We start from the raw sequence: 24,617 nt of genomic DNA on the forward strand, positions 1-24,617 counted from the left end.
GCCAACGATGTCTGATTACAAAGCTCCTTTGCGCGATATGCGCTTCGTACTCAACGAAGTCTTCCAGGTGTCCCGGCTATGGGCCCAATTGCCTGGCCTGGCCGAGGTGATCGATGAAGAAACGGCCGCCGCGATCCTTGAAGAGGCTGGCAAAATCAGTGGCGAAGTTATCGCACCGCTGAACCGCAGCAGCGACGAACAGGGCTGCACCTGGAACAACGGCGCGGTCCAGGCACCGGACGGTTTTGTCGCGGCTTATCAGGCATTCGCCGAAGGCGGTTGGGTGGGTGTTGGCGGTGATCCGCAGTTCGGTGGCATGGGCATGCCCAAGGCCATTTCGGCTCAGGTCGAGGAGATGGTCAACTCGGCCAGTCTGTCGTTCGGCCTGTACCCGATGCTGACCGCCGGTGCGTGCCTGTCGATCAATGCCCACGCCAGTCAGGAACTCAAGGAACGCTATCTGCCGAACATGTACGCCGGCACCTGGACCGGTTCGATGTGCCTGACCGAGGCGCATGCCGGCACAGACCTGGGCCTGATTCGCACCCGAGCCGAACCTCAGGCCGACGGCAGTTTCAAGATCAGCGGCAGCAAGATTTTCATTACCGGCGGTGAGCACGACCTGACCGAAAACATCATTCATCTGGTACTGGCCCGGTTACCGGATGCGCCTGCCGGTCCCAAAGGTATTTCGCTGTTTCTGGTGCCCAAGGTGCTGGTCAATACCGATGGCTCGCTGGGCGAGCGCAACTCGCTGTCCTGCGGTTCCATCGAGCACAAGATGGGCATCAAGGCCTCCGCCACTTGCGTGATGAACTTTGACGGGGCGACGGGCTGGATCATCGATGCGCCGAACAAGGGCCTGGCGGCGATGTTCACCATGATGAACTACGAACGTCTGGGCGTGGGTATCCAGGGCTTGGCGCTGGGTGAGCGTTCGTACCAGAACGCCGTCGAATACGCCCGTGACCGTCTGCAAAGCCGTTCGCCGACGGGCGCGCAGAACAAGGACAAAGCCGCCGATCCGATCATCGTTCACCCGGATGTACGGCGGATGCTGTTGACCATGAAGGCCTTGAACGAAGGCGGGCGGGCGTTTTCCAGCTACGTGGCCCTGCAACTGGATACCGCCAAATACAGCGATGACGCGGCAACCCGCACCCGCGCCCAGGAACTGGTGTCGCTGCTGACCCCGGTGGCCAAGGCCTTCCTCACCGACATGGGGCTGGAAACCACGGTGCATGGCCAGCAGATCTTCGGCGGCCATGGTTACATCCGTGAATGGGGCCAGGAGCAATTGGTTCGCGATGTGCGCATCACCCAGATCTACGAAGGCACCAACGGTATCCAGTCACTGGACCTGGCCGGGCGCAAAATCGTCGGCAGCGGCGGGGCGCTGTACCGGCTGTTCGCTTCGGAAATCCGCACCTTTACCGCCAATGCCTGCGCTGACCTCGGCGAGTTCACCAAACCGTTGAGCGCCGCCGTCGACACCCTCGACGAACTGACCGCATGGCTGCTGGACCGAGCCCAGAACAACCCGAATGAAATCGGCGCGGCTTCGGTCGAGTACCTGCACGTGTTCGGCTACACCGCGTACGCCTACATGTGGGCGCGAATGGCCAAAACCGCCATGAGCACGCATTCCAAGGACGCTTTCTATGCCAGCAAACTGGCCACCGCGCGCTTCTACTTCGCCCGTCTGCTGCCGCGTATCCACTCGTTGAGCGCGTCGGCCAAGGCTGGCAGCGAATGCCTCTATCAATTGGATGCAGAGCAGTTCTGAGCCCACGTAAAAAGGACCGGGAACCACAACCATGATGGCGACAAAAATAATTCCGCCCGCCGACGGCGCCTATGCCTATCCCTTGTTGATCAAGCAATTGCTGCTCTCAGGCGTGCGCTACGAGCCGGGCCGGGAAATCGTGTATGCCGACAAACTGCGCTACAGCTACCAGACCCTCAACCAGCGGATCCGCCGGCTGGCCAACGCCTTGACCGCTGCCGGCGTCAAGGCCGGGGATACGGTGGCCCTGCTCGACTGGGACAGCCATCGCTACCTGGAATGTTTCTTTGCCGTGCCGATGATCGGCGCGGTTTTGCACACCGTGAACATCCGTCTTTCGCCGGATCAGGTGCTCTTCACCATGAACCATGCCGAAGACGACCTGGTGCTGGTGCATGATGATTTTCTGCCTCTGGTTGAACAGATTCAGGGGCAGCTCAAAACCGTCAAAGGTTACCTGCAGCTTACGGACGACACAGCCACTCACACGTCGCTACCGGTGCTGGGGGAATATGAAAACCTGTTGGCCGGGTCGGCCGACCAGTACGACTTTCCCGACTTCGATGAAAACTCCGTCGCGACCCTTTTCTACACCACGGGCACCACTGGCGCCCCCAAAGGCGTGTATTTCACCCACCGCCAATTGGTCTTGCACACCTTGAATGCCGTCGGCACGTTGGGCGTCTATCAGGGGTTGCCGCTGCTGCGCTCCGATGACGTCTACATGCCGATCACGCCGATGTTTCACGTGCATGCCTGGGGTGTGCCCTATGTCGCCACCCTGATGGGAATCAAGCAGGTGTACCCCGGCCGCTACGAGCCCAACAGCCTGGTCAGGCTGTATCGAGAGGAGAAAGTCACGTTCTCCCATTGTGTGCCGACCATTCTGCAAATGATCCTGAACTGCGAGGAAGCACAACGGACTCGTTTCGATGGCTGGAAAATGCTCCTGGGCGGTAGCGCGCTGACATTAGGTATTGCCAGCGAAGCGAGCGCCAAAGGCATTCAGGTGCACAGCGGTTACGGCATGTCGGAAACCTGTCCGTTGCTGTGCCTGACTTACCTGCGAGACGAAGACCTCGATCAATCCACGCAAACTCAACTGGCCACCCGCATCAAGACGGGTACGCCGGTGCCGATGGTCGACCTGAAAATCATCGATGCCAGCGGCAATGACGTTCCTCATGACGGTGAGTCCCTGGGCGAGATCGTGGTGCGCGCGCCTTGGCTGACCCAAGGTTATTTGAAGGAACCCGAAAAGGGCGCCGAGTTGTGGCACAACGGCTGGTTGCACACCGGCGACATGGCCTCTATCGACGCGTTGGGTGGAGTGGAAATCAAGGATCGCATCAAGGATGTGATCAAGACAGGCGGGGAGTGGATCAGCTCCCTGGAACTGGAAAGCCTGATCAGCGAGCACTCGGCCGTGATGTCGGTCGCGGTGGTGGGCATTGCGGACGAGCAATGGGGCGAACGGCCGATGGCGCTGGTGGTGTGCGAGCCTGGGCAGTATCTCGACCGCAAGATCCTGGAGACGCACCTTCAAGGATTTGTCGAGCGTGGCCGGATCAATAAATGGGCGATTCCCAAGCAGTTCAAATTCGTCGCCGAGATTCCTAAAACCAGCGTCGGGAAGATTAACAAGAAGCTCATTCGGGAAATTGAATTGGGCTGAAAAAGGTGCGGGGGGCTACGTCAACCCTACCCGCACGTCGCGAGGTGTTCTGTTTCAGATCAGTCAGAAGCGAGCGCGGCGTCACCTCTCACCGGTTGGGTGTCAGCGACCGTCTGGCGACCCACCTTGAACCATGCAGCGTACAACGCCGGGACGAAGAAAATCGTCAGCAGCGTCGCCACGGTGAGGCCGCCCATGATCGCAATTGCCATCGGTCCCCAGAACACACTGCGCGTTAGCGGGATCATTGCGAGCACGGTAGCCAGCGCCGTCAGCATCACCGGACGGGCTCGGTGAATGGCGGCATCCAGCACAGCATTCCACGGGTCACGCCCTTCGGCGATCTCGGTTTGTACCTGATCGATCAGGATCACCGAGTTGCGCATGATCATGCCACCCAGTGCGATGATACCCAGGATCGCGACGAAGCCCAGCGGCGACTGGAACACCAGCAGCGCCGGCACCACACCGATCAGGCCCAGCGGTGCGGTCAGCACCACCATCCACATGCGAGAGAAGCTCTGCAGTTGCAGCATGAGCAACAGCAGGATGCTGATCATCATCAGCGGGGCCACCGCCAGCAGTGCCTTGTTGGCTTTGTCACTTTCCTCCACCGCGCCGCCCACGTCGATGCGGTAGCCAGACGGCAGCTTCGCTTCGATATCCTTGAGCAACGGCTGGATCTCCTGCGTCACCGATACACCTTGCTCGCCATCCTTCACGTCGGCACGCACCGTGATCGCCATGTCGCGATTGCGGCGCCACAACACCGGCTCTTCCAGCTCAGAGCGCACCTGTGCGACTTGCGACAGTGGCACCACCGTGCCTTGGCGCGTGTAGAGGTTGATGTCTTTCAGTGTGTCGAGACTCAAGCGCTCTTCAGGTACGGCACGGGCCACGATGTCGATCAGGTCCTCGCGCTCACGCAACTGCGACAGGGTTGCGCCGTTCATCACGGTCTGGGTCGCCAGCGACACGTCGGCCGGCGTGAGGCCCAGCGCGCTCGCCTTGTCCTGATCAAGCTCGACCTTCAGCGTGCGCACCGGGTCGTTCCAGTCGAGCTGGAGGTCGCGCACCTTCGGGTTGGCCCCAACCACTTTCTCCACGTCGCGGGCGATCTGGCGCACTACCTGGGTATCGGGGCCGACGACGCGGAACTGCACGGGGTAGCCGACAGGCGGCCCCAACTCGAGTCGGGTTACGCGCACCCACGCCTGCGGGAATTGTTGGTCGGCCGAGGCCACCAGCCGCGCACGTACTCGCTCGCGTGCATCCAGATCTTTGGTCATCACAACGAACTGGGCAAAACCCGGATTGGGCAGCTCGGGGTTGAGCGAGAGATAGAAGCGCGGTGCGCCAGCGCCGGTGTAGGCGGTATAGAAACGCACGTCCTCGTCTTTCGCCAGGATCTCCTCCATGTGCTTGACCTGCTCGGTCGTCGCGGCGAACGAGGCGCCTTCCTTTACGCGCAGGTCAATGACCAGTTCAGGACGCGAACTGTTGGGGAAGAATTGCTGCGGCACCAGCTTGATACAGACCAGGGCAAGCACCAGAGCGCCAAACGTCGCACCGATGACCACCCAGCGGCGCTCGATGGCGGCGTCGATCAGGCGGCGCAGGTTGCGGTAGAACTTCGTGTCGTACAGATCACCATGCTGGTGCTTGCCCAAGTCGTTGGGCAGCATCTTGACCGCCAGGTACGGCGTGAAGATGCCTGAACAGATCCACGAGAACAGCACCGCGGCGCCGACGATCCAGAAAATGCCGCCCGCGTACTCGCCGGTGGTGGACTTCGAGAGGCCGATCGGCAGGAAGCCCACGACGGTGATCAGAGCGCCGGTCAGGCGCGGCATGGCGGTGGACTGATAGGAGAAGGCGGCCGCCTTTACGCGGTCCATGCCGGTTTCCATCTTCGCCACCATCATCTCGATGGCGATGATGGCGTCATCCACCAGCAATCCCAGCGCGATAATCAGCGAGCCGAGCGAGATACGCTCGAGGTTCCAGCCCATCGCCAGCATCACCAGCGCCACGCCGCCCAGCACCAGCGGCACCGTGGTCGCGACCACGAGGCCGGCGCGCCAGCCCAGGCTGGCGAGGCTCACCGCGATCACGATGATCAGCGCCTCGGCCAACGCGTGCCCGAAGTCCAGGATTGCATCCTTCACCGTGGTCGGCTGGTCTGCCACCAGCTCCAGCTCCACGCCGTGCGGAAGTTCCGACTGGATCTTGGCGACTGCCGTGTCCATCGCCTTGCCAAGGTCCACGATGTTGCCGTCGCTGGTCATCGTGATGCCGAGCATCAGCACTGGCTGGCCGTTGTGGCGCACCGTGTAGGTCGGCGGATCCTCGAAGCCACGTGTAACGGTCGCGATGTCGCCGAGCTTGATCAGCCGGCCGCCTGCAGCGATGGGCACGTTGCGGATAGCCTCTTCGCTGGCGAACTGGCCGCTCACGCGCACCATGACACGGTCGCCGTGGGTGTCGATCTGACCTGCGGGCACCATGGCGTTCTGGCTCTTGAGGCTTTCGGCGATGGTCAGCGGGGTAATGCCCAGCGCTGCCAGGCGTTCGTGCGAGAACTCGACGTAGACACGCTTGGCCTGCTTGCCGATGAGATCGATCTTCTTGACCATCGGCACCTTAAGCATCTGGCGCTTGATGTCCTCGGCCGCGTCCGACAGGTCGGCGTGACCGACGCCGTCGCCCTTGATGGCGTACATCAGGCCGTACACGTCGCCGTATTCGTCGTTCAGGATCGGGCCGATCACGCCGTCAGGCATCTCGAGGCTCAGGTCGTTGAGTTTCTTGCGCGCCTGGTACCAGGCCTCGCGCTGGTCAGCCTTGGAGGTGCCGCCGCGCACGGTGAGTGTCATGCCGGCGTAGCCTTGCCGCGCGTAGGTGACCACCTTCTCGAAGTTGTCGATCTGCTCGAATTTCTTCTCCATGCGGTTGAGGACCTGGTCCTGCATCTGCTGGGCGGTGGCGCCCGGCCAGATGACCATGGCGGTCATGGAGGGCACGGAAAAGTTCGGATCCTCGAGCTGACCGAGCCGGGTGAAGCTGAAGGCGCCGGCCACTGCGACAATGAGGAGCATGAACAGGACGATGGCGCGATGGCGCAGCGCCCAGTCGGTGAGGTTCAGGTTGTTCATCGGGTGGCCTGCTGCGTGGTGTTCGCGTCAACAATCGCTGCGCCGGGAAGCGCGACCTTCAGTCCGGATGCCATCTTCTGCACTCCGGCGGTGACGACCAATGCGCGGGCCTGCGGCCCGGAGACGAGCACCTCGTCGTTGCGGTAGCCCAACACCGCCACTTGCACCAGTTCGACGACGCCTACCGGATCCTTGCCCTCGGGCGTGACCACCCACAGCGCAGGCTGGCCGCCGCTTTGCGTCAGTGCCGTGGCTGGCACCGCTGCCACCGAGACACTGGTCATCACGCGCTCGGCCGTTACCGTGGCAGTGGCGCCCAGCGGCAGCGCCTGCATCGGTTTGAGCCGCGCGCGATAGGTGCGCGTTTGCACCGCTGCCTGCGGCGACAGCTCGCGCAGCGTGACATCGAAGATCTCGTTCGGTGTACTGGCCAGCGAGGCCTTGAAATGCGCCTCCTTGAAGTCGGACAGCTGATCCTCGGGCACATCGATGACGATCTCGGATTCATCCGGATTCGCGATCGATACAACCGGTTGGCCCTCCGGAACGACCTGCCCGGCCTCAAAGCGCACAGCCGTGACGACGCCGCTACGCGAAGCGCGCAGCACGGTGTACTTGAGCCGGTTGCGCGCGAGCTCGAGCTTTTGCGCCTCCGCCTCGGCGGTCGCATGCGCGGTCTGGGCATTTGTATGTGCGCGCTCGTCGTCGGCCACACTGACCGAGCCGTCAACCTTCAGTGCAGTCAGGCGTTGGCGGTCCGAGTCGGCCTGGCGCGTCTGCTCGACGGCGACCGCCCATTGTTGTCGTGAGGCTTCCTCAGCGAGGCGGTAGTCGCTGTCATCCAGCACAGCCAACACGTCGCCTTCGCGCACAAACTGGCCAACATCGACCTTGCGCTGGGCGACTTTGCCGCCCACGCGGAAGGCCTGGTCGACTTCATGTCGCGACTGTACGGTGCCCACGTAGCGACTGATGTCGCGGGCATTGTCGTAGCTGATTTCAACGGTGCGTACCGGTCGTGGTGCCTGAACGGTCGGCTGGTCCGGGCTGCACGCGGACAGCATGACGGCCACGGCCAAAGCGCCGGCCGCAGTAAGGGAGGTTTTCAAGGCGGTTCCTCTTTGAAAAAGGCAGTTTCTTAAGAAAGTGGTGGCCGGTCGGCTTTGGTGGCGGCGGTGGGAGTGGCGGGTTGTTCGAACACCTGCCAACCCCCGCCCAGTGCCTTATAGAGCTGCACGCTATCGAGCAGCAGCTGGGTATTGCTTTCGTTGGAGTTCAGGCGTGCCGCCAGGCGCGCCCGCTGCGAATCCAGCAGCGGCAACAGGTCGATCTGCCCGCGGTTATAGAGCGACTGGGCGCGATTCTGCGCAGACTCCGCGGACGCGGCGGCCAATTGCAGCGACCCGGCGCGGCGGCGTTCCTGCGCCAGCGTGACGAGAGCGTTCTCCACATCCTCGAGTGCCCGTACGATGCCGTCTTCGGCGCGCAGCACCGCCTCTTGTTGAGCACTTTCGGCAGCGTCGTTGATCGCTTGCGTGCGCCCGGCGTTGAAGATCGGCATCGCCAGCAGTCCCGCCACGTTGGTGAAGCGCGCAGCGCCGAGATCGACGCCGTTCAGGCTCAGGCCCTGTTGGCCGAAGGACGCGCCGAGGAAGAGCCGCGGGAACCACTCGGCCGCGGCCTGCTGGCGGCGCGCATTGGCTGCGTCGAGCTGCGCCATCAGCGCCAGTACGTCAGGTCGGCGTTGCAGCAGCTCGGCGGGTTGGCCCGGCTTGGCCTCGGGCACCTGCGCATCGCCATTCGCGGGCTGGATGTTCGCGGTATTGAACGACTGATCGGCGATCAACACCGCGATACGATGGCGCGATACAGCCGCCAGCGTTTCCAGCGGCGGAATCTGCGCCCGTGCCGACAAGGCGTCGGTCTGCGCGCGCTCGACGTCGAAGGCGGATGCCAGCCCCACTTGCTGGCGCGCGGTGACCAGACGCAGCGTCTCGTCCTGCATCGCCGAGATGGCACGCAGCGTCGCGGCCTGGCGCTGCGCGCCGACCAGTGTGAAGTAGTTTCTGACAACGTCGCTCATGACTAGCAGGCGTACGCCGCGCATGCTGTCCTCCGCGGCCAGTGCATCGGCGTCGGCCGCCGCTGCGCCGGCGCGCAGGCGGCCGCTCAGGTCGAGCTCCCACGAGACGTCCAGGCCTACACTGGTGGTCTTGGTATCCGGATAACCCTGTTTCGTGGCCGAGTTGTAGCCGCTGCTGCGATCACTGCCGGAGGCGGATGCGCCGACGCTCGGGAGCAGCCAGGAACGGCTGACCGTTTCGCCGGCACGTGCGGCGCGCAGGCGCTCGGCGGCAATCTTGACGTCGCGGTTCTCGTGCGCTGCCCGGTGCACCAGATCTGTCAGCATCGGGTCGTGGTAGACCTCCCACCATGCCGCCTCGGGTTCCATCTCGGAGGCTGTGCTCGCGGCGAAGTTGCTCGGCAGGTCGACCGACGGCTTGACGACCGGCGTGGAGCAACCGGCCAGGGCGAGGGCGATCGAAGTGGCAAGGGCGGCCGCAACAACGGCGAGCCCGGCCCGTTGCAAGGTCGGCCGACCGGTGTGGAGGGGCAGTGGGAAGGAAACTGGAAGTCGCGGCATCGCATTGGACTCGTGTGGATTCGAGATGGCATCAGCGTAGGGCCCGGTGTGCGCGAAGTCGTCAGCGAAACGTCGCCGTTCGGTCGCCATATCGAGCGCTCATTCATGTTGGAGGCGTCACTCGCCGTCGGTATCTGCCACGTGTTCGCTGGCCGCCGACGTGAGGTCCGAGTCAATCGACTCCAGTAACTCATCGGCGGACGAAAACTCGCGTTGACGCCCGGTGACCAGGTTTTCGAGGCGGCCCACGAGGGCGCCGGGCGTGGCATCGCTACGCAGCTTCACGACGTACGAGCGGCGGCTCGGGTACTTGGATTCAGGGTTCAGACTCATCACAGACCAGGGGCAAGAAAGTTCGACGACAGCGTAGGCCGTCCCCTGGGTCGAGTCGTAAGCGAAAGGTCAGACTTCGGTCGGGACAGCGCCGCTCCCACAGGTCTGTGCCCTTAACTTGTCAGTCAGACTTTGCCGCCTGAAGCAGCGAGCGCGCTCGTCTCACCAGCTCGGTTCCATCCGTTTCGGGCAACTGGTCAAGCAGCGCCGCCAAGGCCTGGCGGTCCTCGGCCGTAGCGTCGTGGTGCCCACACAGTTCGACTAACGCCTGCAGCTCCAGCCACGGTGCTTCCTGGGCGCGAGCCTCCTCAACCGCACGCCGCACCGCGATGCAGCCGGCATCGAGCCGGCCCTGCATCCGCGCAATCGATGCCTCCAGCAGCAACAGTTGCGGCAGGTACACGCGCTCGCCCAGTTCTTCCCCCACCCGTAGGGCTTCCTGTAGCTCGACTTGCGCAGCGTCGCAATCACCCGCCAGCAGCAACGCTTCGGCGGCGTAGCCGAGCACCTCACTGGCACCGGAGCGCATACCGAGTCCGGTGTGTTCTTCATAGGCCTCGCGGATGTTGCGGTAGCCGTCGCGCGGTGCGCCGTTGCGCGCGTCGGCCCAGCCGCGCCACCAGCGGCAAGCTGTGCGTCCCAGTGCGAGCGAATACTCGTCGACCAGCGTCTGCATGTCGTCGGCCAGCGCTGCCACACGTACAGGGTTCCCCATCCGCACCTCGATCAACACCTCCTGCCAGGTGGCGACCAGCCAGGTCATAGGCTGGCGAAGCGTTTGTGCGCGGGTCCGCGCCTGCTGCATGTGAGCTCGGCCTTGCTCAACCAGGCCAGAACGCACAAGTTCTATGGCCAACATGCCGTGCAGCATGACCTGAGGATCGACCGCAAAGATCTCGTTCGCCCCGATGTCTAGCGGCTCGGCGATTGCGAGTGCGCGCTCCAGCCAGCGGCGGGTCGCCTGCGTACGTCCCTGGAGATGATGCACCTCGCCCTGCACGATGCACGCCACCAGCATGAGCGCTGGATCGGTTGCCTCGGACGAGAGGGCTTCGGCGCGTTCCGCTACCGCCAGCGCCTGCGTATAGTCGCCGCGCAGACCGAGCAGATAGCCGAATCCATGCAGCAGGCGACCGCGCATCGGATGCTCGGGTACATCCGCTAGCAACGTGTAGGCGCGTTCGAACGCGTTCCTGGCTTCGCTGCCGACACCGAGTGTGTGGAAAGCCGACACGCCCTGCAGCGTGGCCAAGGTGATTTCGAGGGTATCGCGCTCTATCCCTTCTGGCGCTTGGCGCAGCAGGACCATCGCGCGCTCAGTGAGGCCGATGCACAAGGCCGGGCTGAAGTGCAGCAGCGCGGCTTCCGCGGCCTCGGCGTAATAGCGCAGCGCGGTCATCGGCTGCCGGGCCCGGTCGAAATGCGTCGCCAGCTCCGAGGCCGCAACCGGCACACCGGCCGTGCGCTCGCGTTCGAGCGCAGTGCCAACCTGGCGATGAAGGTGGGTGCGCAATGAGCGCGGCGTGCGGTCGTACAGTACCTGGCGGAAGAGGGCATGCCGGAACGAGTGGGGTAGCTCCATCGCCTCTTCAAGTTCGGTGGCCCGCGACCGTGTGAGCCATACCTGCTCGCGCACCAGTTCCTCGCAGGTGTCGGCCACAGAAGCGAGGTCGCGCTCGAGGGCCAGCGAAACTGTCTCGACCCGGAATTCGACTCCGCATACCGCTGCCGCCGAGAGCAGTGTGCGCTGCTCCGGCCCGAGCTTGCTGATGTAGTGATCAATGATGGCCGCGAGGTTCTCGGGAACCGCCATTCCCGCCAGCCGGGCCTCGATGGTGGCGTCGTCGTCCGTGGCGTCCATCACCTCACTGATGACTGACGACACGAACAGCGGCACGCCGTCGGTGCGCTCGTGCAGGGCACGCACGAAGGCTTCATCGCGGGCCAGCGAAGCCGAACTCAGCGCGACATAGTCTGCGACCTCGGTTTCCGAGAACGGATCGAGCACCACTTCCTCGCACAGACGTTGCAGGCGCAGTTCGTGGCGCAATGAGCTGAGGGGGTGATCGAGCGCAACCACCTCGGCGAGGCGGAAGCTCGACAGCCACATCAGCCGAGTGCGGCCACGTCGCCGTGCCACATAGTTGATGAGCTGGACCGTCGCCCGATCGCTCCAGTGCAGGTCTTCGGTCACCAGCATCAGCGGGCGCTGCTCGGTGTAGCGGTCCAGCAACTCGCCCATTTCCCTCAGCATGCGATCCGGACCGATGCCGGCAAGCTCGCGCCGCAACGCGTCTCGCTCTTGCGCGGTGCTCAGCCACGGCAATTGCAGCAGCCAAGTCGGCGCCACGGCGCGCAGCAGCGCCGGCAGGGCGGGGTCACTGCGGCACAGATCGGCCAATGCCTCCAGCACCGGCAGGTACGGCTCGCCAGTGCCATGGTGCTCCACGCAATGACCGCGTGCGCAGGCGACGCCGCCAAGGCTGGCGAGGAAATGCTCGATCAACGTGGTCTTGCCAATCCCCGGTTCTCCGGCAAGCCAGACCACTGCACGTTGGCCGCCATCCGCCCGCTCCCATGCCCGTTGCAGTCTTGATATCTCGTCGGTGCGACCGATGAATGGCGGTGACGGATGCGCATTGGCCGCTGGCACCGTCGCGGGTGCCGGTGGCATCGAAGGAGCAGGAGAGGGCGCAGCGATAAAGCGATAGCCGCGCCGCGACACAGTTTCGATGAAGCGAGGCTGCCTGGGGTCATCGCCCAGCACCTTGCGCAGATCGCTGATGGCCGTCTTCAGCACTGAATCGCTGACGAACCGATGCCCCCACACGGCATCAAGCAAGGCATCTTTGGTCACCAGCGATCCCGGCTGGCGTGCAAGTACGCACAGCAGAGTGAAGGGCGTTGGCGCCAGCGCCACGGTTTCTCCGTTACGCAACAAGCAGGCGTTGGCCTCGTCGAGCTCGAACTCGACGAAGCAGAGCTGGACTGGGTTCGGATGGGGCTGCGGACGCGCCACGTTGGATTCCTGAAGACAAAAACATAGTTTCTAGCAATGGACCATTACTCCAATAACAACGCTGATCTGCTCAGAAGCCAAGCCTCACCGGTCGGAAACTGGCCCTCGGCATAGCTCACATGACCTCATCACGGTGCTGTAATGATCCAAAAAAAGTAGTGACGAAAATTTCAATATTGAAATATGTCTCAATTTTACATACCTTCACCTTGCCTGACGATGAGATCTCCACGTCTCACGACTTCAATCACAACAAGGGCTCGAGATGAACAACAACAAGAAAGTTTGCGAATTGCCTCCCGCCGCCGTCGACGTGCTGGTTATCGGTTATGGTCCGGTAGGTGCGACAATCGCGGCGCTTCTGGGCCGCTATGGGGTCACGACCCTGGTACTGGACAAGGTCCATGACGTCGTACTGATGCCCCGCGCCATCGCTCTGGACAACGAGGCGCTTCGCATCCTGCAACTCGCCGGATTGTCGGAAGATGCTTTCGAGAAGATCGTTATCCCTGAAGTGAAGATGCACTCCCCGGTCCTCGGGCAATTTGGTCGAGCCAATACTGAGGGGTGCATCGACGGCCATCCGAAACTTGTGACGTTCTATCAACCCGACCTCGAACACGCGATGCGCGGCCAGGTTTCCCGGCTTAAAACCGTAACCAGCCTGGGTGGCTTCGAGCTTGAGAGTCTGGTCGAGGAGTCGGATTGCGTCGTCGCCTCCGTACGGGATCAGAATGGGCACTCGCATTCTGTTCGCGCCCAGTACCTGGTCGGTGCGGATGGCGCTAGCTCCAGGGTCAGGGCTCTGATTGGCCAGGAGTTCGAGGGGCAGACCTATGCGGAGGATTGGCTGATTGTCGATGTCATGAACCGGCATAAGTCAGCGATTGATCACATTGAGTTTCTCTGTAATCCGCAGCGCCCAACGCCGCACATGCCCGCACCCGGCGGAAGGGAGCGTTGGGAGTTCATGCTGCAACCCGGTGAATCCCGGGAAGAGCTGGAAAGCCCGGAAAGCATAGCCCGGCTCATCGCGCCATGGATCAACCCGCAAGAGTTGCAAATCGAGCGCAAGGCGGTGTATCGATTCCACGCGCGCTGCTGCAACAGATTCAGCAAGGGACGCATCTTCCTCGCCGGCGACGCAGCGCACATCACCCCTCCTTTTGTCGGGCAAGGCCTCGTAGCGGGACTTCGAGATGGCGCCAACCTTGCCTGGAAACTGGCCTGGGTCCTTCGCGGCCATGCCGCGCCTTCAATTCTCGATACCTATGACGTAGAGCGCCGTCCCCATGCCCAGGCGATGATCAATCTAGCGAAACTCATGGGCCGCATGGTGATGCCCAAGAACAAGATTGCAGCTTTCTTTATCCACGGCCTGATGCGCACGCTGGCGTTGACTCCCGCTACCAGAAGGTACTTCGAACAGTTGGACATCAAGCCGAAGAACACCTTCAAACACGGCCTGTTCGTGCCGCATCGCCGGGGCGACAAACTGGTACGTGGCAGCCTGTTTCCCCAGACCTGGATTCGTAACATGCAAAAGCAGGTCAAACTGAGCGACGATTCTCTTGGAGACAACCTGACCCTGGTTGGATTCGGTGTTGACCCGTTGTCCCTGCTAACCACTGAGCAGATCGTTTCCTGGGAAAAAATGGGAGGCCACTTCTTGGAGGTCAGAACACGCGGTCAACGCTCCGGCGGCAGCTGTGACTTCATCGAAGACATGAACCATGACATCCTGCCGCTGGCCCCCAAAGGAACGCTCGTCGCGGTTCGTCCCGACCGGATCATCATGCACCACGCTCCCGGCGCAGAGGCAGGCAGTCTCCTTCGAGACTGCAGGGGCCTGTTGGCTAGCGCCGACACCACTGCCGATAGCATTTCCATTACCATCAACGAACCCCCTCGATTAAGAGCCTGAAGATGCCTTCCCCCACTTTTCCTTCAGAAGCAACTGAGCAAGAGCCTCTCACTCGGGGCCACAAGAAGCGTGAACGCACCCGTCGCGGCTTGGTGGATGCGGCATTGCGTCTTGTCGCGCGTAAGGAGGTGGGGGAGATTGCACTGCTCGATGTCGCCTCGGAGGCCGCGGTATCCAACGGCACCATCTACAACTATTTTCGAACGCGTGATGAAGTTCTCGAGGCGGTTGGCATCGCCATGGCGAGCGAGTTCTCCGATGCCATTTCCGCCCTGAGTTCGGACGTGCACTGCGGTGCACAGCGGCTTTCGATTGGTGTGCGCATGTTCGTCTGTCGGGCCGCGTACGACCATCAATGGGCCAACGCACTGCTGCGCATCATTCATTCCGATCAGGCCATGCGCTCGCGCTTGGCTGCCCATGTGCTGGGCGATCTGCGTGAAGGTTTGCGCGCGGGGACTTTCGCTTACGAGGACGAAGGGATTGCCCTGGACATGGTCGTATCGTGCACAACCGGCGCCATGCGCTCGGTTGTCGAAGGGCGTGTGGTCGCGGAGCATGACCAGCGAGTCGCCGAGATGATTCTCAAGGCTCTGGGCGTAACACCTGCCAGAGCCAAGAGAATCGCCGGTAAGCCGCTACCCTGATGCCATCCTCGACCGGCTAAACCCGGCCAATCCATTGCCGATAGTTCTTCGCTTGGCGACGAGATTTCAGCTGATTGCCGATCAATGCCATGAGTGGCGACGTCCCAGGTTGTGTGCGTTTCCCTTGGCTCAGCAAGCCAAGCTGCTTCTTGATCACCGACGCCACTGCAAGCGATGCCAGCGCCTTGTTCTTCCAGTGAACGACAATGGGCTCCACTTTGATGTCCCGACCTGCCATCCACTGTCTCGGCAGGGCTGGCTCGATTGCCAGCGCAGTGGCAAGTCCGACCATCGACACTGAGCCGCTCACCACGCGTTCCGCGACCTCCTTTCTGCGCACGCCGCCGGTGACCATCAGCGGCATGCGCGCTATTTCTCCTATTTTTTCCGCACACTCGAGAAAATACGCTTCTCGAGCCAAGCGGCTGCCATCGCGGGGTTGCCCCTGCATCGCCGGGCTTTCGTAGCTGCCACCGGACAACTCGACCAGGTCGACCGCCTTGGCGTTGAGCATTTCCACCACCCGAGCCGCATCTTCGGCATCGAAACCACCGCGCTGAAAGTCTGCGGAATTGAGCTTCACAGCGACGCAAAAAATCGGTGCCACTCGCAGGCGTATTGCGTCGATGGTTTGCAGGAGAATCTGCGCACGATTTTCCAGGCTGCCACCCCAGCGGTCGCTACGCCGGTTGGTCAAGGGCGAAAGGAATTGGCTGAACAGGTAACCATGCGCTGCATGAATCTCCACGCCAGTGAATCCGGCGCGCTCTGCCAACACCGCCGCTTGGGCATAGCGCTCAATCAGCTCTTCGATCTCCTGCTCATCCAAGGCCCTGGGCGGCACAAAAGCTTTTGACAGTCCGGGGATATCGACCGCAACGGCGGAGGGGCCCCTTGCCGGTTGCCCCATTGAAGCCAATAGCTGTCGTCCGGGATGATTGATTTGCATCCAGGCCTGGCCTCCACGGCTGCGGCAAGCATCGGCCCATAGCTTGAATTTTCCCAGGTTCCGATCATCCTCAAGCACCACACCAGCCGGTCCGGTCAAGGCGTGGCGATCAACCATCACGTTGCCAGTGATGATCAGACCGGCACCACCCTCCGCCCAACGCTGGTAGAGCTTGACCAGCGCTTCCCCTGGAGCGTGTTCCTCATCCGCAAGGTTCTCCTCCATGGCGGCCTTGGCGATTCGGTTTGGAATCACCGTGCCGTTGGGCAATAGAAGCGGTTTGAAGAGATTTGAGCCGGTCATGTTCTGTCCTTCAACTGATAAAAGTCGGCCAACATAATTGAACATGCGTGTTCAATTATGTCAATGTGCAGGACTTTTGTTGACCCAATGACATCGATCATGGCGTCCATATTGTTAGGTTAACGGTCGGTTTTCGGACATAAAATCCAACATGCTAAAAAATAGTGTTGACGTAAAATGAACACGAGTGTTCAATCGAGCCATAAGGTAATCCTGGAGAGAGAACCGTGGAATCCCTGAATCCAACACAGCGCCGCATTCATCAAGCCGCCTTTCGCCTGTTCGCTGAAAGAGGCACCTCACAAGTGAACATTCTTGACCTCGCACAAGAGGCAGGCGTGGCGCGCGGAACGGTCTATAGCAACATCGACAGTATGGAAAGCCTGTTCGAGGCGGTCGCCAGCCATCTCGCGAAGGAGATGCATGAGCGCGTCAACAAGAGCTTCAATTCCCTCACTGATCCGGCTCAGCGCCTTGCCAATGGCATTCGATTTTTCATTCGCCGAGCCCACGAAGACTCCCAGTGGGGCGCGTTCATCCATAAATTCGCCATGAGCAATTCTGCGTTGCGCGAAATGTTCAGCAGCCAAGCGACCACGGATCTTCTGAGCGGACTGTCCAGTGGGCGGTACACGTTTGAAAAGGAGCAATTGCTCTCTGTACTGACGCTGATATCGAGCAGCGTTCTCGGTTCGATTTTCCTGGTGTTGGAAGGGCACAGAACGTGGCGCGAATCGGGCTCTGACACGGCCGAGCTAGTGCTGCGGGCGTTGGGAGTACCGCCAGAGGAGGCTCGTGCGCTGGCGACCACAGAGTTGCCGGCACTTCCTTCTATCGACTGAGTTAGTTAACTGACCCAACCAGACACCCCTGATTTTCAGGAGTGCGGGGACAGCTTTGCCCTAAAAACCCGGAAAACAACAACAATGAACAACAAAAACGAATTGCACCGGTTGGCGACACCACACCCCGCGCGGCATCCGCAGCCGACGGTAAAGGCTCAGGATCTGACTCACCTGATCTTCCAACGGCCAGACTTGAATGAGGCAGCGCGTTTCCTGACTGACTTCGGCCTGACGGTAAGTCGGCAGGACGCCGATACGCTCTATCTAAGAGGCACCGACGCCACTTCATATTGTTACCGCGTCCATCGTGCAGAACATGCACGTTTTATCGGGTTCGGACTGGCAGTCCAGTCGCTCAAGGATCTGGAAAAACTGACGCGAATCCCGGGCGCGTCACCGGTCGAGAAATCGGACCATCCTGGTGGCGGGTGTTACGTCAGGCTGACCGATCCTTCCGGCTTCATTGTGGAAGCTATTTGCGACCAGATTCCTGGTAAAACGCTGGTACACAGAGCTCCTCTGTCTTGGAATCTGGCGCAGGAGCAGCCGCGAATCAACGCCACGCAGCGTCCGCCGATTGCTCCACCTGAAGTCCTCAAACTGGGCCACATCGTTATCGAAGTGGCCGACTACCAGGCGACCTGTGCCTGGTATACGGAGCATTTCGGGTTTATTCCCAGCGATGTGCAGGTACTCCCCGACGGCACGCCTATCGTCACCTTCATGCGTCTCGACCTCGGTGATGTTCCTGCGGATCACCATACGCTCGCGATAGCGCAAGGGTTCATGGCCACCTACAGCCATAGCGCCTATGAGGTCGTCGATGCAGACGCTGTGGGCATGGGGCAGCGCGTCCTGCGCGAGTGCGGTTGGGAGCACTCATGGGGAATCGGCCGCCACATTCTGGGCAGTCAGATCTTCGATTATTGGCAAGACCCATGGGGCGATAAGCACGAGCATTACTGCGACGGGGATCTTTTCACGGCCGCTCGGCCGACTGGCATTCATCCGGTAAGCCCCGAGGCAATGGCCCAGTGGGGGCAGCGCATGCCCAAGAGTTTTACAAAACCCAAGATAAGTTTAACCAGTCTGCGTGCGCTGATCCGCAACCTGCGACGTAGTCCGGACTTGAGCATTCGCAAGTTGATAACACTCATGAGGATGTTCGGGTAGAGCTGCCGCCATGTCGGGAAACTCAACCCAGTATGGCCGTCGGGATGTGCTCAAAGCCGGCGCCTTGATCGCCGGCGGCTCGTTGGTCTACAGCGTTGCCAGCCCCCATCAGAACAACACCACAGTTCCCACGCCACCGAACGCGGGACAAACGCCGCTCCAGGAGTACCTTCAATGTCTGCTGTACACGTAGTCCGCTTTGAATTTGAGAACGGTATCCATTGGGGCGTGCTTCGCCAGGGCCGTATTACGGTTGTCCCCGGTGTTTTTGAAACCACCGGTGACTTCCTTCGCCAGAACAGTATCGACGACCTCGCTCAACTGAAAGGCTCTGAGCTGGAGGAGGGCGAAGTAAAACTGCTGTCGCCGGTGACCCGTAACCAGCAGTTCGTCTGCCAGGGCGCCAACTATCGGCAGCACATGATCGAGTCGGGCATGGACCCGGATGCGAAGAAATTCAACATGATCTTCACCAAGGCGACGAGTTGCCTGGTGGCGGCTGACAGCGACTTGATCAAGCCGCGCCACGTGCGCTTCCTTGACTACGAGATCGAACTGGGCCTTGTGATGAAGCGCTCGATCACCAGCGCAATTGCTGTCACCGACGCCAATCTGCATGAGTTCATTGCAGGCGTCGTGATCGTCAATGACTACTCGGCGCGTGACATTCAGATTCCCCAGATGCAGTTCTACAAGGGCAAGAGCTACCGCACGTTCGGCCCGGTCGGCCCGTACCTCTGCCTTCTGGATGCCTCGAACATTCATTACCTGAAAGACCTGCAACTGCGCCTGACGGTCAACGACCAGGTGCGACAGAACGACAGCACGGCCAACCTGGTTTATGGCCCCGCTGAAACCCTGACCGAACTCTCCGCCTTGCAAGATCTCGCCGTTGGAGACTTGATCGCCACCGGTACGCCTGCCGGCTGCGCTCTAACGATCCCTTCGCCCGGCAAAATGCGCATTGCAGCCCTTTTGCCAGAAGCCACCAAGTGGAAGCTTTTCCTCAAGGCACAAGAGGGCCGGTCGCAGTACCTCAAGCAAGGTGACGTGGTCGAGGCGCGTATTCGTAGCGCTGATGGTGTGATCGACCTCGGTGTGCAACACAACCGAGTCGTGGGGGAAGCCTGATGGTTGTGCAGACTTTGAACGACATCGAAAGTCTTGAACGAGTCCCCTTGTCGGAGCGTGGCCTGGCTTCCAGCACTTTTGAAGCGCTGCGACAGGCGGCCGAGTGCAACCCCCAGGCACCAGCGCTGAGTTTCTTCGCCGATGCTGCCGATTTCAAGCGCACCCATGAGTGGAACTACTCCCAGCTCTTCGCGGATATCACCCGTGCGGCCAATGCTTTCCATGACCTGGGCATAAAACCGGGAGAAGTGATTGCCTTTATTTTGCCAAACCTGCCGGAAACCCACTTCACGATATGGGGTGGGGAGGCGGCGGGGATCGTGATGGCGATCAATCCTCTGCTTGAGGCCAAGCAGATGGCTGGCTTGCTGAATGCCGCGAAGGCATCCGTGGTGGTGACACTCGCGCCGACTCCAGGCAGCGATCTGTGGCCCAAACTGGCTTCGCAGCTGGATCAGTTACCCACGGTCAGGTCTGTCGTTTGGGTCAGCATGGAACCCTATGTCGCCGAACCTGTGCGTGAGGCTCTGAAAGCCGCGGCACTGAAGGAGCAAGACTTACACAGCGGTATCGCGATCTACGATTGGCGATCGCTGATGAGTACTCAGCCGCACACATACCTGAAGAGCGGTCGTCAAATCCGCCAGGATGAGTGCTCTTCTTACATTTGTACTGGCGGCACCACCGGACTCCCCAAGATCGCCGCCCGTACCCATGGTTCGGAAGTATTCAATGCCTGGGCTGTGTCCGCTCATTTGCAGCCACGCAGTGGTGGTCAGGTTATCTTTTGTGGTCTGCCGCTGTTCCATGTCAATGGACAAATGGTGACTGGCCTGATGCCTTGGACTCAAGGCGACCATGTGATTCTCGGGACGCCTCAAGGATATCGTGGCGAGGGGGTGATCCCACGATTTTGGGAGATGGTCGAGCACTTCGGTATCAACCTCTTTTCCGGCGTGCCTACTGTCTATGCTGCACTTCTGCAAAATGAATGGCAGGGCCGCGATCTGTCCAGTCTTCGCTTTGCCATGTGTGGCGCGGCACCCATGCCGGCTGAGCTTTTCCGGGAGTTCGAGCGCCGGACCGGGGTGAAGATCCTTGAAGGTTACGGTCTTACCGAGGGTGCCTGCGTCTCTTCAATCAATCCACCCCATGGCGAGCGCCATATCGGCTCCATCGGGATACGGATCGCCTACCAGAATATGCGCGCGGTATTGCTCAACGATTCGGGAGAGTACCTGCGCGACGCCAACGTGGATGAGATTGGCCTCATCACGATCAGTGGACCGAACCTCTTCAAGGGCTATCTGGAGGAGCGTCATAACCTGGGCCTCTGGATCGATATCGACGGTCAGCGCTGGCTGAATACGGGCGATCTGGGTCGCCAGGATGCGCAAGGTTACTTCTGGCTGACCGGACGCAAGAAGGAGTTGATCATCCGCGGCGGTCACAACATTGATCCCAAGCAAATCGAGGAGGCTCTGCAAGCCCATCCAGCGGTGGCGTTGGCGGCTGCCATCGGTAGCCCGGATGCCTACTCGGGTGAAGTGCCGGTCGCCTATGTTCAACTGCGTCCCGGGCAAGTTTGCAACGCCGAAGAACTTGAGGCGTTCGCGCATCTCAATATCAGCGAGCGGGCAGCAGTTCCCAAGCGCATTGAAATCCTCGAAGCGTTGCCACTGACTGCCGTGGGCAAGATATTCAAGCCCGCCTTGCAGCAGCGGGAGATTGCCAAAGTAGTCCGGCAGGAAGTGGAGCGTATGTGTCTGCAGGAAGTTGAGGTAGAGGTGGTACAGGATGGACGACGCGGGCTAGTCGCATGCATCCGGGCGGGAGGCAATCAGGAGTCCCTGGCCCTTCTTCTGGGGCGCTATAGCTTTCAAGTGGAGTGGCTTCAATGAGTGCGAGTTCGCCTTCGTAAGTTAAACAAACATGCCCTGGTACTAATCAGCCAGGGCCCTTTTCACAACTTCGATCAACTCCAACCGGCACTGACATATGCACGGGAAGGCGAAGTTTTGCCTGCGTGCAACCAACAAAAAGAATAAGAGGTGGACAATGAAAGTGAATAACCGTGCGATCCCGTGTTTCTCTGTTCAGCAAGCATTTGCTTCCTGGATAAAGTTAACCGGCGCCGTAGCCATACTCAGCGCTTCAACAACCGCGGGCGCCAATGGCATTGCCTTAAACGAACAAAGTGCAAGCAGTGCGGGAACGGCTTATGCGGGAAGGTCATCTTCCGCGCTGGACGCCAGCACCATCTTTGGCAATCCCGCAGGCTTGACCAAGTTGAAGCGTAGTGAGATTTCCGGCGGAGCCGCGGTTGTCTCGGTGAGCGACGACATTAGTGATGCGCAGAGCAGTGTCGCAGGAACTAATAAAGGGGACTCTGTACCTTTGGGGGTCGTGCCCTTCGCTTATATGTCGACGCCACTTGATGATCGCTTTTCGATTGGTCTCGGCCTCTATGCTCCAAGTGGTTTGATCAATGATTACGAGAGCACTTTTCAGGGTCGCTACCATGGCTCCTATAGCACGACCAAGGAAGTAACCCTGCAGCCCACCATTGCCTATCGGATCAATGATTACGTGTCTATTGGTGGCGGACCGACCATAAACCGTTTCAATGCAAAGCTTCAGAATTACCTGGCCACCGGCGCCCTGAACAACGGCGAGGACACACGGGTCACCATCAAAGGCGATGACACGGCACTTGGCTACAACGTCGGCATCTTGGTTGACTTTACTGAGGCAACCCGTTGGGGGATCAACTATCACTCGAAGGTGGACTATGAACTCGAAGGGCATACTGAGGTTTCTGGCTCCCCGAGCGTTATCCCGCTGGACGGAAAGTATGACAACAAGATAGACCTCACTATGCCCGAGTCCGTGGACACATCGATCACCCATCATTTCAATAGTCGCTGGACGGGCTACCTGGGGACCACCTGGAAACGTTGGAGCCGGATCCAGAAGGTCGAGGCAGTCAACAGCGGTCTTTCTCCCGTGGGCCAAGCGGCTGGCATGGGACATGTGATCGAAGAAATGAACTGGCGCGACACTTGGAGCACCGCAGTTGGCGCCTCCTATCAATTGAACGAACAATGGCTGCTGCGCGCAGGCTACGCCTATGATCCTTCGCCAATCAGAAATGCCGATCGCAGCGTGCGCATTCCGGTCGGGAATCGCCAAGCCGTGACCTTGGGTGGCGCTTATTCGCCGAACTCCGATCTGACGATAGACTTTGCTTATGGTTATCTCTGGGATTCCAAAGTCTCGGTAAAGCAGGCGAACAACTCCGGTCTTCAACCTGAATACAGCGCCAACTACGACAATAGTGCGAATGGAGTTTCTGTACAGGCTACCTATCGGTACTAAGCGAAACGACTTCATTTTTAATAAAGTCGTTTTTTGCGAGGCTTCATTAAGGTTCACCTTTAATCGTTAATCAACTATCCAGCGGAGGGGGATGCAGTTCCGTTTGTCTATCAGCACCCACTACCGCGAATACTTTCGCGGTAGTGGTCGTTTTCCAATTAATCACCTCCAATCCATCGAGTTTGCCACGTGAACCTTCTGAATCAGTCCAAATTCTCCACCAAGCTTTTGACCTCGTTCGTCATCTGCGCCCTGATCACCCTCGCCGTAGGTGGGTTGGGAATGGTGGGGATCAGCCGTTTGGCCACTGCACTGTCGTTGACCTTTTCCAATAGCCTGGTCTCAGTGGGCAACATCAACGAGACCCAGACCAGCCTGGTCGCTCACAACCGCGGACTCTACCGGTTGCTCGACGCTCACGCCGGCGACGTGTCCGAAGCGGACAAGACGCGTGTTCGCCAGAACCTGGCGACGGATCTGACTCGGGCAGAAAATGCCTTCGCGACCTACCGTGCCACGCCTCTGGCGGTTGATGAGAGGGCAGCGGGGGACAAGTACGAAACACTGTGGCCCGGTTATGTGGCAGGCGCCCAGAAAGTCATTGAGTTGATAGACGTCGGCAATCTTGCTCAGGCACGCATTCGCTTGAACGCGCTGTCGGTTGACGTGTTCAATCATGCCCGCGAGCACCTGCGGGCTATGATCGATTCGAACAAGCGGCAGATCAAAGAAGGTGCCGAGGCGGCGCAGGAACTCGAAGCCAGCGCCACGCTGATCCTGCTGGTCGGGATCGTGATCGCCTTTCTGGTGGCCGCCGCTCTGGGCATTCTGATTACGCGAATGATCACTCGCCCATTGGCGGTGGCAGTCGCGAGTGCCCAGCGCATTGCCAGTGGCGATCTGACCCAGAGCGTTTCCACTACCCGTGGCGATGAAGCAGGGCAACTGCTCAATGCCTTGGCGGACATGCAGGGCGGCTTGAAGCACACCATTGCGCAGATCGCCAGCGCCTCGAACCAGTTGGCCTCGGCCGCCGAAGAGCTGAGTGCGGTGACCGAGGAAAGTACCCGGGGTCTGACGCGGCAAAATGACGAAATCCAGCAGGCGGCCACCGCGGTCAATGAAATGACTGCAGCAGTCGAGGAAGTGGCGCGCAACGCCGTGTCGACCTCCGAGGCCTCTAAAGCCGCGACCGAAGACGCCGCTCATGGCCGCAGTCAGGTCGACCATACGCTCATGGGCATCAGCACCATGGTGGAAGAATTCACCGAGTCGACCGAGACGGTGACCGAACTGGCCGGGCACATTCGAGAAGTCAGCAAGGTACTGGACGTGATCCGCAGCATCCTTCAATGCCCTGGTCGCGCAGTTCAAGCTTTAAGGGGAACTAAACCCAGTTTAATTAACCCTGAACACTGAGCAAACACACCTGACATGGCGGTGAAATTCGCTGTTTTCATTGATCTGCTTTTCTGAGGGGGTTGCGGAAATGGCTAAAAAGAAGATGCGGAAACGATTGCATCACAGGGGGAATCCAGCCACCAAACCCCAGAAACGACAAAGCCCTGAATAATCAGGGCTTTGTCGGTACAAATATGGCGGAGGCGATGGGATTCGAACTCATGGACCTGTTACAGTCGACGGTTTTCAAGTCC

The 24,617-nt window shown here is 60.3% G+C and carries 16 protein-coding genes and 1 pseudogene; 11 read left to right on the forward strand and 6 right to left on the reverse strand.

The features are described 5' to 3' along the window. The first annotated feature begins 7 nt into the window (after nt 1–7). Together ACYZTZ_RS09595 and ACYZTZ_RS09600 are read left to right on the forward strand one after the other, a co-directional pair. A complete protein-coding gene (locus ACYZTZ_RS09595) occupies nt 8–1,786 on the forward strand; it encodes an acyl-CoA dehydrogenase C-terminal domain-containing protein (protein WP_461997978.1) in 1,779 nt (592 codons plus the stop codon). Nucleotides 1,787–1,817: 31 nt separating this feature from the next. Further along, nucleotides 1,818–3,461, forward strand: a complete 1,644-nt coding sequence (locus ACYZTZ_RS09600) for a fatty acid--CoA ligase (protein ID WP_461997979.1) — start codon at nt 1,818–1,820, stop codon at nt 3,459–3,461. A gap of 59 nt (nt 3,462–3,520) precedes the next feature. On the opposite strand, the gene ACYZTZ_RS09605 is transcribed toward ACYZTZ_RS09600, so the two are convergent. The 5 genes from ACYZTZ_RS09605 to ACYZTZ_RS09625 form a co-directional block, all read right to left on the reverse strand. Then, complete coding sequence (locus ACYZTZ_RS09605; protein ID WP_461997980.1) at nt 3,521–6,616, reverse strand: efflux RND transporter permease subunit; 3,096 nt, start codon at nt 6,614–6,616, stop codon at nt 3,521–3,523. Next, nucleotides 6,613–7,725, reverse strand: a complete 1,113-nt coding sequence (locus ACYZTZ_RS09610; RefSeq protein WP_461997981.1) for an efflux RND transporter periplasmic adaptor subunit — start codon at nt 7,723–7,725, stop codon at nt 6,613–6,615. The genes ACYZTZ_RS09605 and ACYZTZ_RS09610 overlap by 4 nt, the downstream gene beginning before the upstream one ends. 29 nt (nt 7,726–7,754) lie before the next feature. Next, complete coding sequence (locus ACYZTZ_RS09615) at nt 7,755–9,260, reverse strand: efflux transporter outer membrane subunit (RefSeq protein WP_462000657.1); 1,506 nt, start codon at nt 9,258–9,260, stop codon at nt 7,755–7,757. Between the two features lie 117 nt (nt 9,261–9,377). Continuing rightward, entirely contained in the window at nt 9,378–9,593 is a 216-nt protein-coding gene (locus ACYZTZ_RS09620) for a hypothetical protein (RefSeq protein ID WP_461997982.1), read from the reverse strand. A gap of 121 nt (nt 9,594–9,714) precedes the next feature. After that, nucleotides 9,715–12,612 carry an AAA family ATPase gene (locus ACYZTZ_RS09625; RefSeq protein ID WP_461997983.1) on the reverse strand — a complete coding sequence of 966 codons (2,898 nt, stop codon included), beginning with the start codon at nt 12,610–12,612 and terminating at the stop codon, nt 9,715–9,717. Nucleotides 12,613–12,877: 265 nt separating this feature from the next. Between ACYZTZ_RS09625 and mhpA the strand changes: the two genes are divergently transcribed. Both mhpA and ACYZTZ_RS09635 read left to right on the forward strand, forming a co-directional pair. Continuing rightward, a complete protein-coding gene (gene mhpA / locus ACYZTZ_RS09630; protein ID WP_461997984.1) occupies nt 12,878–14,536 on the forward strand; it encodes a bifunctional 3-(3-hydroxy-phenyl)propionate/3-hydroxycinnamic acid hydroxylase MhpA in 1,659 nt (552 codons plus the stop codon). A gap of 2 nt (nt 14,537–14,538) precedes the next feature. Further along, entirely contained in the window at nt 14,539–15,183 is a 645-nt protein-coding gene (locus tag ACYZTZ_RS09635; RefSeq protein ID WP_461997985.1) for a TetR/AcrR family transcriptional regulator, read from the forward strand. 16 nt (nt 15,184–15,199) lie between these two features. On the opposite strand, the gene ACYZTZ_RS09640 is transcribed toward ACYZTZ_RS09635, so the two are convergent. Further along, on the reverse strand, nt 15,200–16,435 hold the full coding sequence (locus ACYZTZ_RS09640; RefSeq protein ID WP_461997986.1) for an NADH:flavin oxidoreductase/NADH oxidase family protein: 1,236 nt from the start codon (nt 16,433–16,435) through the stop codon (nt 15,200–15,202). A gap of 227 nt (nt 16,436–16,662) precedes the next feature. Between ACYZTZ_RS09640 and ACYZTZ_RS09645 the strand changes: the two genes are divergently transcribed. The 7 genes and pseudogenes from ACYZTZ_RS09645 to ACYZTZ_RS09675 all read left to right on the forward strand — a co-directional run. After that, nucleotides 16,663–17,277: a TetR/AcrR family transcriptional regulator gene (locus tag ACYZTZ_RS09645; RefSeq protein ID WP_461997987.1), complete on the forward strand. Its 615-nt coding sequence runs from the start codon at nt 16,663–16,665 to the stop codon at nt 17,275–17,277. An 84-nt stretch (nt 17,278–17,361) separates the two neighbouring features. Next, a complete protein-coding gene (locus tag ACYZTZ_RS09650) occupies nt 17,362–18,453 on the forward strand; it encodes a VOC family protein (protein WP_461997988.1) in 1,092 nt (363 codons plus the stop codon). Nucleotides 18,454–18,463: 10 nt separating this feature from the next. Then, nucleotides 18,464–18,646 carry a hypothetical protein gene (locus tag ACYZTZ_RS09655; protein WP_461997989.1) on the forward strand — a complete coding sequence of 61 codons (183 nt, stop codon included), beginning with the start codon at nt 18,464–18,466 and terminating at the stop codon, nt 18,644–18,646. Further along, nucleotides 18,628–19,584 carry a fumarylacetoacetate hydrolase family protein gene (locus tag ACYZTZ_RS09660; protein WP_461997990.1) on the forward strand — a complete coding sequence of 319 codons (957 nt, stop codon included), beginning with the start codon at nt 18,628–18,630 and terminating at the stop codon, nt 19,582–19,584. The genes ACYZTZ_RS09655 and ACYZTZ_RS09660 overlap by 19 nt, the downstream gene beginning before the upstream one ends. Next, nucleotides 19,584–21,485, forward strand: coding sequence for an acyl-CoA synthetase (locus tag ACYZTZ_RS09665; protein ID WP_461997991.1), 1,902 nt, complete (start codon nt 19,584–19,586; stop codon nt 21,483–21,485). The genes ACYZTZ_RS09660 and ACYZTZ_RS09665 overlap by 1 nt, the downstream gene beginning before the upstream one ends. 157 nt (nt 21,486–21,642) lie before the next feature. Beyond that, nucleotides 21,643–22,962: an outer membrane protein transport protein gene (locus ACYZTZ_RS09670; RefSeq protein WP_461997992.1), complete on the forward strand. Its 1,320-nt coding sequence runs from the start codon at nt 21,643–21,645 to the stop codon at nt 22,960–22,962. A 189-nt stretch (nt 22,963–23,151) separates the two neighbouring features. Then, nucleotides 23,152–24,315, forward strand: a pseudogene (locus ACYZTZ_RS09675) (methyl-accepting chemotaxis protein); the annotation flags it as partial. Between the last annotated feature and the right edge of the window lie 302 nt (nt 24,316–24,617).

The sequence above is a fragment of the Pseudomonas sp. LB3P58 genome (genome assembly GCF_054897895.1).